Source organism: Caulobacter sp. FV1ye6ST (assembly GCF_058681225.1).
The window spans coordinates 2,202,812-2,215,451 of the sequence record NZ_CM178733.1; the positions used below are offsets into that span (position 1 = coordinate 2,202,812).

Here is a 12,640-nt window from a genome sequence, read left to right on the forward strand (position 1 = left end):
CCTTGCGACGCGACGTTTCGCGCCTACGATCGCGCCCAACGAGCGTTTGAATGGGGGCGGAGATGCGCGACGATACACCGGTTTTGATCGGCGCTGGCCAGTTCACCTATCGGGGCGACGCGGCGACTTCACCGTCTCCGCTGGAACTGCTGAAAGTTGCGGCGGAAAAAGCGGTGCTGGATGCGGGCCTCAAAGGGTCGGTTCTTGCCGATCTCGATGCTTTGGCGGTCGTGGCGTTCAGTATCGATGCGCCGGGAGGTCTGTCGAAGCTGCCGCTGCCCCGGCTGGCCGATCCGCCGGCCTCGCTTGCGCGGGCTTTGTCGGCCTCGCCGGCCTGGAGCGTCTACACCGAAACCGGCGGCAACAGCCCCCAGCAGGCGGTCAATGTCGTCTGCGAGCGGATCGCGGGCGGCGAGTCGGACTTCGCCCTCATCACCGGAGCCGAGTTCCTGGGCTCGCTGATGAAGCGGATGAAGGGCGGCCAGGGCTTCGAAGGTTGGGGCGATGACATGACCAGCACGCCGCAACGGATCGGCGACCCGCGCCCCGGCGTGACCCGGCAGGAGGCCGCGCACGGCCTCGGCTATCCGGTGAACACCTATCCCCTGTTCGAGAACGCGCTGCGGGCGCGGGACGGACGATCGCTGGCGGAGCACCAGAAACAGCTGGGCGAATTCTTCGCGCCCTTCACCAAGGTCGCCGCCGCCAACCCCTACGCCTGGTTCCCGGTCGAGCGTTCGGCCGAGGAACTGGTCACGGTGACCGACCGCAACCGGATGGTCGGCTATCCGTACCCGAAGTACCTGAACGCCATCATGGAGGTCGACCAGTCGGCCGCCGTCCTGATCGCCAGCGTCCGCAAGGCGCGCGAGCTGGGCGTGCCCGAGGACAAGTGGGTCTTCCTGCACGGCTGCGCCGACGCCTCGGACCTCTGGTATCCGCTGGAGCGCCAGGACTATCACTCCAGCCCGGCGATGCGCCTGACCGGCGAGCGGGCCCTGGAGATGGCTGGGATCGGCGTCGAGGATCTCGACGTCATCGACCTCTATTCGTGCTTCCCGTCGGCGGTGAGGGTCGGGGCAGAGGAGATAGGCTTGGCGCTGGACGACCCTCGCGGCCTGACCATCACCGGCGGCCTGCCGTATTTCGGCGGACCGGGAAACAACTACGCCCTGCACGCCATCGCCGAGATGGTTGGCAAGCTTCGCGCGCGGCCCGGCGCCTACGGCCTGTCGACCGCCAACGGCTGGTTTCTGACCAAGCAGTCGGTCGGCATCTATTCGACCAAGCCGGTAGAAGGAAAATGGCGGCGCCAGCCGCCATCGGTGCTGCAAGCCCAGATCGACGCCTTGCCGCATCCCGAGATCGTCGAGCGCCCGGAGGGCAGGGCGACCATCGAGACCTATACCGTCGTCCACGGTCGCGAAGGCGTTCGGATGGGGATAGTCATCGGCCGGGACGGGCAAGGCCGGCGCTTCGTGGCCCAGACTCCAGACGATCCTGACGCGCTGCGCGATCTGGAAAGCCGCGAGGGCGTGGGGCGTACGGGCGCGGTCGGCCCGCATCCAGACGGCGTTCGCAACCTGTTCATCCCGGATTGAGCCATGGCCGTTGTTCACGTCATCCGCCACGGAAAACCCGCCGCGACCTGGGGCGAGAGCGACGAGGATCCTGGCCTCGACGCGGTCGGCAAGGCGCAGGCGAACGATGCCGCCGAGGCGATCCTGGCTCTGCCCGAGCGGCCGACCCGTGTGGTGTCATCGCCCCTTCGCCGGTGTCGCGAGACCGCCGAGCCGCTGGCGCGGGCGCTGGGGGTCGGGTTGATCATCGACCCGCGCGTCGGCGAGATCCCGACCCCGGCGGCGCTGTCGCATGACGAGCGGCCCGCCTGGTTGAAGCGGGCCTTCGAGGGGCGTTGGGACGAGATCCAGGGCGATCTCGACTACGTCGGCTGGGCGGAGGGCGTGGCGGCCGCGCTGCGAGAATATGCCGGCGCGGCGGTGTTCAGCCACTTCGTCGCCTTGAACGCGGCGGTCGGTGTCGCGACAGGCCAGGCTGAGGTCATGACGTTCCGGCCCGACCACTGCTCCCGCACCGTTTTCGAGATCGGCGGCGATCGCTTGATCCTGGTGGCGAAAGGGCGCGAAGCTCAGAGTCAGGTCCTTTAGGGCCAGTGCTTTGAAGGAGTAGGCGTGGCGCGAGAGATCCTGACCGTCGCCCAAATGGCCGCGGCCGACCGCGCCGCCGTCGCGGGGGGCGCGCCGACCCGCGCGCTGATGGAGCGCGCTGGCGACGCCGTGGCCGAGGCCGTCCGCGCCCGCTACTCCCGAACTCCAGTGGTAATCTGGTGCGGCCCCGGCGACAACGGCGGCGATGGCTATGTCGCGGCCCGCCACCTGCGCCGACGCGGCTGGCCGGTCGTGGTCGAGGCGGCTTATCCCCCGTCCAGCGACGCCGCCCGTTGGGCCGCCTCGCGCTGGAAGGGGGAGGTGCGGCCGCTGTCGCCCGCTCTCGCGCCGGGGACACTCTATATAGACGCCCTGTTCGGCGCGGGCCTGTCGCGTCCGCTGGAAGGGGAGGTCGCGAGGCTGGCGCGCGCGAGCCAGGAACAGCCGCTGACGCTTGTCGCGGTCGACACGCCGTCGGGAATCCATGGCGACACCGGCCGTCCGCTGGGCGATGCGGCGTTTCGCGCCGGCCTGACCGTCACCTTCCATCGCCGCAAGCCGGCTCACGTCCTGATCGAAGGTCGCAAGGCCTGCGGCGAGGTCGTGCTGGCCGATATCGGACTTTCGCCCAGCGAAGGCGTCGATCTGTTCGAGAACGGGCCAGACCTGTGGAGCAAGCGCTTCCCCTGGCCGGCGCTCGACGCCCACAAGCACACGCGCGGCCGGCTGAAGGTGGTCAGCGGCGAGATGTGGAGCACCGGGGCGGCGCGGCTGGCGGCGCGTGGGGGCTTGAGAGTGGGCGCCGGGGCGGTGACTGTCCTGTCACCGCCGGGAGCCTTGGTGGTGAACGCCGCCCATCTCGAGGCGATCATGCTGGCGCCGTTCGGCGCGGAGGCCGATCTCGCCGTCGCCGCCGAGGAAGCCGACGCGGTGATCATCGGTCCGGCGGCCGGGGTGGGGGAGGCGACCGCCCGCAACCTCCAGGCCCTGGCGAGCACGGGCGCCGCCCTGGTCGTCGACGCCGACGCCCTGACCAGCTTCCGCCACGACGTTGAAAGCCTGTTCGCGTGCCTCGACCGCGATGACGTGCTGACCCCGCATCCCGGCGAGTTCGAGCGAATCTTCCCTGGTCTGCTGGCGAGGTCGCCGGAGCGGATCACCGCGGCGCGCGAGGCCGCCAGGAGGGCCGGGGCCGTCGTCCTGTTGAAAGGTCCCGACACGGTGATCGCCGCGCCGGACGGACGGGCCGCCGTGTCGCTCAACGGAACGCCGTGGCTGGCCACCGCCGGCTCCGGCGATGTGCTGGCCGGCTTCATCGGCGGCCTGATCGCGCAGGGCATGGAAAGCTTCGAAGCCGCCTGCGCCGGGGCCTGGCTTCACGCCGAGTGCGGCGTGCGCCATGGGCCTGGATTGATCGCGGAGGACCTGCCGGGGCTTGCGCCGTCCGTGTTGGCCGCGCTTTACGCGAGGCGCTGATGCGAGGTCTCGCTTACGCCGCGATTGGAGCGCCAAAGCTCGCCGGGTCCATGCCTCCGGAAAACGCGCGATGAACATCACCGAGGGTCTGTGTCTCGCGCTTGTGGTCAGTTGCCTGGCGGTGCTCGTCCACTACGAGGCCTTGCGGCTGATCTCGACCTCGGTGATCGACCGAGGCGGCGTCTCGCGTCTGCGGGTCCTTGGCGTCATCTTCAGCCTGCTGGCGGCGCATGCGCTGGAAGCTGGCTTGTTCGCCGGGGGGTTCTGGCTGGGCGCGGATGTGCTGCACTTTGGGCGGTTCATCGGTCGCGCCCCGACGGACGTTTTCCAGTACTATTCGTTCGCCCTGGAAACCTACACCACGCAGGGCGTGGGCGATCTCTATCCGATCGGCGGCCTGCGTCTGCTGGCCAGCATCGAGCCATTGGTCGGGTTGATTCTGATCGGGTGGTCGACGTCGCTGACCTTCATGGTCATGGCGCGGGACTGGCGCGTGAAGCTTTCGCCGAACGCCCAAGGTGGTCCGAATCTCGATTGAAGGGATGGTGCGGCTAGAGGGACTCGAACCCCCACGGTCTCCCGGCGGTACCTAAAACCGCTGCGTCTACCAATTCCGCCATAACCGCGCGGAGGTCGACTTAGCGCGGGGTGAGGAGATTATCCATGGAAATTTGGCGGCGCCCACGGCGGGGCAGGCGGGACTTCAGTTTTCTCGCCGCCGCTCTTGGATGCTCGCGCACGTCGTGACATAAGGGCGGTCTTTCGCCGCCCCCGGCTCTCGCGGGCGGCGTCGATCTTTTGGACCCCCAGGGCGGAGCTCGGGCGCGCGGCGTCCCGGACCCGAGAAAATAAGAATGTCGATGCAGATCGTTGAAAAGTCGGGCGAAGGCCTCAGCCGCGTTTTTAGCGTCACGGTGCCCGCGAGTGAACTGGCCACGCGCCTGGAAGCGCGTATCGCCGAAGTCGCCCCGCAGATGAACGTGAAGGGTTTCCGTCCGGGCAAGGTGCCCGCCGCCCACGTGCGTCGCCTGTATGGCAAGGGCCTGATGGGCGAAGTCATCGAGCAAGCCCTGAACGAGACCACCCAGAAGGTCCTCGACGACAACAAGCTGCGTCCCGCCGGCCAACCCGAGCTGAACCCGACGTCGGACATGGACAAGGTCCTGGACGGCGGCCTCGACCTGGCGTTCGACCTAGCCGTTGAAGTGATGCCGGAATTCGAGCCGATCGACCCGACCACCATCGAGCTGGTCAAGCCGGTCTACAAGGTCGGCGACGAGGAAGTCGACGAGGCCCTGGAAGAGCTGTCCAAGCAGGCGCGCACCTATGAGCCGCGCACCGGCAAGAGCCTGAAGGCCAAGGATGGCGACCAACTGCTGATCGACTTCGTCGGCACGATCGACGCCGTCGAGTTCGCCGGCGGCAAGGCCGAAGGCGCTGAACTGGTCCTGGGTTCGGGTCAGTTCATCCCGGGCTTCGAAGAGCAACTGGTTGGCGCCAAGCCCGGCGACGAGATCGTCGTGAAGGTGAAGTTCCCGGAAGACTACCAAGCCGCTGAACTGGCCGGCAAGGACGCCGAGTTCGCCACCAAGGTCACCGAAGTCCGCGCTCCGGTCGACGGCAAGGCCGACGACGAGCTGGCCAAGCGCCTGGGTCTGTCGGACCTGGCGGCCCTGAAGGACCTGCTGCGCTCGAACCTGGGTAGCCGCTACGAGAACAGCTCGCGCTTCAAGCTGAAGCGCGCCCTGCTGGACGTGCTGGACACCAAGCACGACTTCCCGCTGCCGCCGCGCATGGTGGACGCGGAGTTCGCCGGCATCTGGCAACAGGTCGAGGCCGACAAGGCGCGGGGCGGTCTGCCGCCGGAAGACGCCGACAAGACCGAAGACCAGCTGAAGGACGAGTACCGCAAGATCGCCGAGCGCCGCGTGCGCCTGGGCCTGGTGCTCGCCGAGATCGGCCGCAAGAACGACGTGGTCGTGACCGACCAGGAACTGACCGACGCCATCATGCGCGAAGCTCGCCAGTACGGCGCGCAAGCCCAGCAGGTGTTCGACATGTACCGCCAGCGCGCCGACCTGCAGGCCGCTCTGCGCGCCCCGATCTATGAAGACAAGGTCGTCGACCTGATCTTCAACAAGGCCAAGGTCGAGGAAAAGGAAGTTTCCAAGGACGAACTCCTGGAAGAAGACGACCTGCCGGAAGGCTACGGCGGCTAAGGCCAGCCGAGGCTGAAAGAAACGAGGCGCGGTTCGCAAGGACCGCGCCTTTTTTCATGCCGCCACGAAACCGCCGGCTCCTTGCAACCTGTTAATCGCCACGCGATATGCGATAGCGACGGCGCGCGGGGGCTGATTCGTTTTCGCGCCGCCCAGCAAACACGACGAAGGGTGATCCCGATGATGTACGATCCGATGGCGACGGCCATGAATCTGGTTCCGATGGTGGTCGAGCAGACCAGCCGCGGCGAGCGCGCGTTCGACATCTTCTCGCGCCTGCTGAAGGAGCGGATCATCTTCCTGACCGGTCCGGTGGAAGATGGCATGGCGAGCCTGATCTGCGCCCAGCTGCTGTTCCTGGAGTCGGAGAACCCCAAGAAAGAGATCGCCATGTACATCAACTCGCCGGGTGGCGTGGTGACGTCGGGTCTCGCGATCTATGACACCATGCAATACATCAAGAGCCCGGTCTCGACGGTGTGCATGGGCATGGCCGCTTCGATGGGCTCGCTGTTGCTTCAAGCTGGCGCGCCGGGCCAGCGCATCGCGCTGCCGAACGCCCGCATCATGGTGCACCAGCCCTCGGGCGGTTTCCGCGGCCAGGCCTCGGACATCGAGCGCCACGCCGAAGACATCATCAAGACCAAGCGCCGCCTCAACGAAATCTACGTCAAGCACACGGGCCGCACCTATGAGGAAGTCGAAAAGACCCTCGATCGCGACCACTTCATGAGCGCGGACGAGGCCAAGGCCTGGGGTCTGGTCGACCATGTCTACGACACGCGTGAAGCGGCCGAGGCGGGCGCTGAATAAGCTCACCCTCTAAGACACGGAAGGCCGCCGGTCATCAGACCGGCGGCCTTTTTCGTGCGCGTTGCACGGCCTTCGCCCTCGACTTATAGTCGTATTGGTTGGGAGGGCGTCAGATGTGGAATGGGGCGAAGGCGCTGGCGGTTATCTTTGCTTCGGTCAGTCTGCTGGCGACGTCGGCCAGCGCGCAGTGTTGCATGTGGTGTCCGAACGGCAGCGGACCGGCCGAGTTCGCGACGGTCCAACGCGCCCAGGCCGGATGCCATGGTGACGAGATCGTCTGGGTTCAGGACCGCCCGCGCGTCTATCACAAGGCCGGCTGGCCAAAGTTCGGCAAGACGCCGGGCGGCAGCTTCATCTGCAAAACGTCGACGAAGCGGGTCGGCCTGCGTGAGGCCAATCTCTTCCAGCGCTTCCTGTAGCTTCCGGTCAGCCTCCACCCCTGCGACAAAAGCGCTCAGGTGGCGGGTTTGCCTCGGAAGATGCGGTAGCCCTTCTCGTCGGCGATCGCGAGCATCTCGATGTCGCCCGAAGTGTCGCCATAGGCGGCGGTGAGGTGAACGTCGGGGCCGAACACCTCGCGTAGGCGCTGCACCTTTTCCTTGGCCCGGCAGTTGTTTCCGTCAAGACCGCCCAGGATGCGGCCGTCCTCGTTGCTCATCAGCCGCGTGCCGATCAGCATGTCGGCTCCCAAGCCGCGCGCGAAGGGGGCGACGGTGATCTCTGGCGAGGCCGTCACGATCACAAGCTTCGCGCCCCTGGCGCGCCATGCGCGCCAGACGGCCAGGGCGTCTGGACGCAGCAGGGACCGCGCGTGGGTCTCGGCGAAGGTGCGGGCGTCGGTCTCGATCTGGGTGATCGTGGCGCCCTTCATGAACTCGCGTATCGCGGCGGCCTTGAGTTTGGCGCGGTTGCGATCGAACACATAGGCGATCAGCGACGGGGTCAGGCGGATGACGCCCCGCGTCCACCGGCGGCCCGCCCGCCACTTCAGGAACGCGTTGAAGCTGTCCTTGACGGTCAGGGTGCCGTCGAAGTCGAAGGCCACGAGCGCCGGCTCGAGGCCCATCTCGCCGGTCATCGGGCGCGAAGCGCTCAAACCCTTGGCCATCCACGAACGCTTGCCCATCGACCTTCCCAAAGAGCGCGTTTCCGCGCTCGACCTCGCATACGATTCCTGGCTTCGTCTTACGGGGTTCCACGGGCGGCGGTAAGGCCCAAGGCGCTCGACGCTTGCGCCGGAGCGCCAATCGCCCAAATTAGATGACGAGGCCATGACACGATCCGGCCGGTTTGGACGTTTGGCGCTTCAAAGGAGCCGCCAAGGGTTGTGAACCGCGCCCGGATCGGGGAATGTCAAGGATTAGACAACTCCCGGCGTATATCCTGTCTGCTTCGGTGGCGGTGTATGCGCTCGGAGGGGCGCCGCGGCGTTAAGCCGTAAGGCGCCATAGTGTGAGAAGCGATCATGACGAAAGCCGCGAGCGGCGACACCAAGAGCACCCTGTACTGTTCTTTCTGCGGAAAGAGCCAACATGAGGTGCGCAAGCTCATCGCGGGACCGACGGTGTTCATTTGTGATGAATGCGTCGAGCTCTGCATGGATATCATTCGCGAAGAGCACAAGATCGCTTTCGTGAAGTCCAAGGACGGCGTTCCGACGCCGCGTGAGATATGCGAGGTTCTGGACGACTACGTGATCGGGCAAGGTCACGCCAAGAAGGTGCTCGCTGTCGCGGTGCACAATCACTACAAGCGCCTGAACCACGCTTCGAAGAACAACGACGTCGAACTGGCCAAGTCGAACATCCTGCTGGTCGGTCCGACCGGTACGGGCAAGACGCTGCTGGCCCAGACGCTGGCCCGAATCATCGACGTGCCCTTCACCATGGCTGACGCCACGACGCTGACCGAAGCCGGTTACGTTGGTGAAGACGTCGAGAACATCGTGCTGAAGCTGCTGCAAGCCGCCGACTACAACGTCGAGCGCGCCCAGCGCGGCATCGTCTATATCGACGAAATCGACAAGATCAGCCGCAAGTCCGACAATCCGTCGATCACCCGAGACGTGTCGGGCGAAGGCGTGCAGCAGGCCCTGCTGAAGATCATGGAAGGCACTGTCGCCTCCGTGCCGCCGCAAGGCGGGCGCAAGCATCCGCAGCAGGAATTCCTGCAGGTCGACACGACGAACATCCTGTTCATCTGTGGTGGCGCGTTCGCCGGGCTCGAGAAGATCATCTCGGCGCGCGGCGCGGCGAAGTCGATCGGCTTCGGGGCCAAGGTGACCGACCCGGAAGAGCGCCGGACGGGCGAAATCCTGCGGAATGTCGAGCCCGACGATCTGCAGCGTTTTGGCCTGATCCCGGAATTCATCGGCCGTCTGCCCGTGGTCGCGACCCTGGAGGACCTAGACGAGCCCGCCCTGGTCAAGATCCTGACGGAGCCGAAGAACGCCTTCGTCAAGCAATACCAGCGCCTGTTCGAGATGGAGAACATCGGCCTGACCTTCACGGAGGACGCCCTGCACGGCGTCGCCAAGAAGGCCATCGTGCGCAAGACCGGCGCGCGCGGCCTGCGCTCGATCATGGAAGGCATCCTGCTGGAAACCATGTTCGAGCTGCCTAGCTACGAAGGCGTCGAGGAAGTGGTGGTCAATGCGGAGGTCGTCGAAGGCCGCGCCCAACCGTTGCTGATCTACGCCGAGAAGAAGGGCGGGGCGGCTTCGGCCTAAACTCCAAGCTTCATCGCGAAATCGAGGCGCGCCTTTTTGGACAAAGGCGCGCCTTTTTCGTGGATAAGCCGGCTTTGCCAGTCTGATGGACGACGAGTGAGGCTTCGGCGCCACGGAGAGCTTGAGCGAGCGAAACTCGCGAAAGGTCTAGGCCTTGGATGAACTTGCCCGTGTTACCGGTATTGGGGGCATGCGGGCGCCAGCTTCGCCGGTGGCGCGCGACTTGTCGCCGCTGTCAGGCGAGCGCGCTTGAACCCTGTTGTAAAACGTCCACATAAATAACGACCATTCGCCCAGTCCCGGGCGGACGGGTCGTTCGACTCAGGCGCATCGTCTGATGTTACGGCGGCCCGCATGGCCAGGCGTGCGAAAGCGCCGAGGCCGGGAGTATTGAGCACATGTCCGAACTACGTACGCTTCCTGTGTTGCCACTGCGGGACATCGTTGTGTTCCCGCACATGGTGGTGCCGCTCTTCGTCGGCCGCGACAAATCCGTGCGCGCCCTCGAGGAAGTGATGCGCGGCGACAAGCAGATCCTGCTCGTCACCCAGAAGAACTCGGCGGATGATGATCCGGCGCCGGGCGACATCTTCGACGTCGGCGTTCTGGCCACCGTCCTGCAGCTGCTGAAGCTGCCCGACGGCACGGTCAAGGTGCTGGTCGAAGGCAAGGGCCGCGCGGCCGTCGTGAAGTTCACCGACCAGGAGTCCTTCTACGAGGCCCAGATCGGCGAAGTCAGCGAAGACGAAGGCGTCGGCCCCGAGGCAGAGGCCCTGTCGCGCGCGGTCGTCGAGCAATTCGAAAACTACGTCAAACTGAACAAGAAGGTGCCGCCGGAGGCCCTGGCGTCGATCCCGCAGATCGCCGAACCCGGCAAGCTGGCCGACAGCATCGCCGCTCACCTGTCGGTGAAGATCGGCGACAAGCAGCACCTGCTGGAAATCTTCGACGTCGTGAAGCGCCTGGAAAAGGTCTTCGCCCTCATGGAGGGCGAGATCTCGGTGCTGCAGGTCGAGAAGAAGATCCGCTCGCGCGTCAAGCGCCAGATGGAGAAGACCCAGCGCGAGTATTATCTGAACGAACAGATGAAGGCGATCCAGCGCGAGCTGGGCGACCCTGACGACTCGCGAGACGAGCTGATCGATCTCGAAAAGCGCATCAAGAAGACCAAGCTCTCCAAGGAAGCTCGCACCAAGGCCGAGAGCGAGCTTAAGAAGCTGCGCAACATGAGCCCGATGTCGGCCGAGAGCACCGTGGTCCGCAACTATCTGGACTGGCTGCTGTCGATCCCGTGGGGCAAGGCCAAGACCAAGAAGATCGACCTGCTGGAGGCCGAGGAAATTCTCGACGCCGACCACTACGGCCTGGACAAGGTCAAGGAGCGGATCCTCGAGTACCTGGCCGTCCAGGCCCGGACCAACTCGCTCAAGGGCCCGATTCTGTGCCTCGTCGGCCCTCCTGGCGTCGGCAAGACCTCGCTGGGCAAGTCGCTGGCCAAGGCCACCGGTCGCGAGTTCGTGCGCATGAGCCTCGGCGGCGTGCGTGACGAAGCCGAGATCCGCGGTCACCGCCGCACCTACATCGGCTCGATGCCCGGCAAGGTCATCCAGTCGATGAAGAAGGCCAAGACCACGAACGCCTTCGTCCTGCTGGACGAGATCGACAAGATGGGCAGCGACTACCGCGGCGACCCAGCTTCGGCGCTGCTGGAAGTGCTCGATCCGTCGCAAAACTCGACCTTCGGCGACCACTATCTGGAAGTCGACTACGACCTGAGCCAGGTGATGTTCGTCACGACGGCCAACAGCCTGAACATGCCCCAGCCGCTGCTGGACCGCATGGAGATCATCCGCATCCCCGGCTACACCGAGGATGAAAAGCTGGAGATCGCCAAGCGGCACATCCTGCCGAAGCTGTCGAAGGACCACGGCCTGAAGCCGGCCGAGTTCATCGTTCCTGACGCCGCGATCCGCGACCTGATCCGCTACTACACCCGGGAAGCCGGCGTGCGGTCGCTGGAGCGGGAACTGGGCGCCCTGGCGCGCAAAACGGTGCGTGACCTGGCCCGCGAGAAGCTGGCCACGATCACTATCGACGACGAGCGCCTGGCCAAGTACGCGGGCGTCAAGAAGTACCGTTACGGCGAGACCGACGAGGTCGACCAGGTCGGCATCGTCACCGGTCTGGCCTGGACGGAGTTCGGCGGCGACATCCTGACCATCGAAGCCGTGAAGATGCCGGGCAAGGGTCGCATGCAGATCACCGGCAACCTCAAGGACGTGATGAAGGAGTCCATCGCGGCGGCCAACAGCTACGTTCGTTCGCGGGCGGTGCAGTTCGGCATCAAGCCGCCGGTGTTCGAGAAGACCGACGTGCACATCCACGTGCCGGATGGCGCCACGCCCAAGGACGGTCCGTCCGCCGGCGCGGCCATGGGCCTGGCTATCGTATCGGTTCTGACCGGCATCCCGATCCGCAAGGATATCGCCATGACCGGCGAGATCACCCTGCGCGGCCGGGTCACGGCCATCGGCGGCCTGAAGGAAAAGCTGCTCGCGGCTCTGCGCTCCGGCGTGAAGACCGTGCTGATCCCGCAGGAAAACGAGAAGGACCTCGTCGACGTGCCCCAGAGCGTCAAGGGCGGCCTGGAAATCATCCCGGTCTCGACCATGGACGAGGTGCTCAAGCACGGTCTCACCGGCCCTTTGACGCCGATCGAATGGAACGAGGCCGACGAGCCGATTGCTGCGACCGCGAAGAAGGATGAGGGCGACAGCGACGCTGTCCTCACCCACTAAACGCAACTAATCGTTGATAACTTAGGCGGCGCGGGAGATTCCCGCGCCGCTCTCGTTTGACGAGGCTTTTTCAACAGCCATAATCCCCGACGAGCCAAGCGCGGTAAGCAAAACGCGGCGCTGCTCAGGCTGGGAGAAAAACATGACCACAAAAGCCGAGCTCGTTACGGCGATCGCCGAGAAGGCGGGCATCAACAAGAACCAAGCCAAGGACGCTCTGGAAGCCTTCATCGACGCCGTCACCGACTCGCTGAAGTCAGGTTCTGACGTTCGCCTGGTCGGCTTCGGCACCTTCAAGGCCGTGACCCGCGCCGCCGGCACCGCCCGCAACCCTCGCACCGGCGAGACCGTGAACCGCCCCGCATCCAAGACCGCGCGTTTCCAGGTCGGCGAAGGCCTGAAGTCTTCGCTGAACGGCTAAACAGTTTCCGTTTAACA

11 protein-coding genes and 1 tRNA gene are annotated in these 12,640 nt (G+C 65.5%); 10 read left to right on the plus strand and 2 right to left on the minus strand.

Annotated features, from left to right (window positions below; translation table 11 throughout):
- Positions 1-50 precede the first annotated feature (50 nt).
- From ACW175_RS10850 to ACW175_RS10865, 4 genes are all read left to right on the plus strand, one after another.
- Positions 51-1,601 carry an acetyl-CoA acetyltransferase gene (locus ACW175_RS10850; RefSeq protein WP_492104485.1) on the plus strand — a complete coding sequence of 517 codons (1,551 nt, stop codon included), beginning with the start codon at positions 51-53 and terminating at the stop codon, positions 1,599-1,601.
- A 3-nt stretch (positions 1,602-1,604) separates the two neighbouring features.
- Positions 1,605-2,168 carry a histidine phosphatase family protein gene (locus tag ACW175_RS10855; RefSeq protein WP_492104486.1) on the plus strand — a complete coding sequence of 188 codons (564 nt, stop codon included), beginning with the start codon at positions 1,605-1,607 and terminating at the stop codon, positions 2,166-2,168.
- Positions 2,169-2,192: 24 nt separating this feature from the next.
- Positions 2,193-3,644, plus strand: a complete 1,452-nt coding sequence (locus ACW175_RS10860; protein WP_492104487.1) for an NAD(P)H-hydrate dehydratase — start codon at positions 2,193-2,195, stop codon at positions 3,642-3,644.
- A 70-nt stretch (positions 3,645-3,714) separates the two neighbouring features.
- Entirely contained in the window at positions 3,715-4,182 is a 468-nt protein-coding gene (locus ACW175_RS10865; protein ID WP_492104488.1) for an ion channel, read from the plus strand.
- Between the two features lie 5 nt (positions 4,183-4,187).
- Here the strand turns inward: ACW175_RS10865 and ACW175_RS10870 are convergent.
- Positions 4,188-4,270 (minus strand) — tRNA-Leu (locus ACW175_RS10870).
- Between the two features lie 234 nt (positions 4,271-4,504).
- Here ACW175_RS10870 and tig point away from each other — a divergent pair.
- From tig to ACW175_RS10885, 3 genes are all read left to right on the plus strand, one after another.
- The gene (gene tig, locus ACW175_RS10875) at positions 4,505-5,863 is read left to right on the plus strand and encodes a trigger factor (RefSeq protein ID WP_492104944.1); all 1,359 of its coding nucleotides are present in this window, start codon (positions 4,505-4,507) and stop codon (positions 5,861-5,863) included.
- Between the two features lie 171 nt (positions 5,864-6,034).
- Entirely contained in the window at positions 6,035-6,676 is a 642-nt protein-coding gene (locus ACW175_RS10880) for an ATP-dependent Clp protease proteolytic subunit (protein ID WP_492104489.1), read from the plus strand.
- 113 nt (positions 6,677-6,789) lie between these two features.
- Positions 6,790-7,095: a hypothetical protein gene (locus tag ACW175_RS10885; RefSeq protein WP_492104490.1), complete on the plus strand. Its 306-nt coding sequence runs from the start codon at positions 6,790-6,792 to the stop codon at positions 7,093-7,095.
- A 35-nt stretch (positions 7,096-7,130) separates the two neighbouring features.
- Here the strand turns inward: ACW175_RS10885 and ACW175_RS10890 are convergent, their stop codons facing one another.
- Positions 7,131-7,802: an HAD-IB family hydrolase gene (locus ACW175_RS10890; protein WP_492104491.1), complete on the minus strand. Its 672-nt coding sequence runs from the start codon at positions 7,800-7,802 to the stop codon at positions 7,131-7,133.
- A gap of 339 nt (positions 7,803-8,141) precedes the next feature.
- Here ACW175_RS10890 and clpX point away from each other — a divergent pair, with 339 nt between their 5' ends.
- The 3 genes from clpX to ACW175_RS10905 all read left to right on the plus strand — a co-directional run bounded on the left by clpX (position 8,142) and on the right by ACW175_RS10905 (position 12,623).
- Positions 8,142-9,404, plus strand: a complete 1,263-nt coding sequence (gene clpX, locus ACW175_RS10895) for an ATP-dependent Clp protease ATP-binding subunit ClpX (RefSeq protein WP_492104492.1) — start codon at positions 8,142-8,144, stop codon at positions 9,402-9,404.
- A 398-nt stretch (positions 9,405-9,802) separates the two neighbouring features.
- Positions 9,803-12,202: an endopeptidase La gene (lon, locus tag ACW175_RS10900; RefSeq protein ID WP_492104493.1), complete on the plus strand. Its 2,400-nt coding sequence runs from the start codon at positions 9,803-9,805 to the stop codon at positions 12,200-12,202.
- 142 nt (positions 12,203-12,344) lie between these two features.
- Positions 12,345-12,623, plus strand: coding sequence for an HU family DNA-binding protein (locus ACW175_RS10905; protein WP_125158573.1), 279 nt, complete (start codon positions 12,345-12,347; stop codon positions 12,621-12,623).
- Positions 12,624-12,640 lie beyond the last annotated feature (17 nt).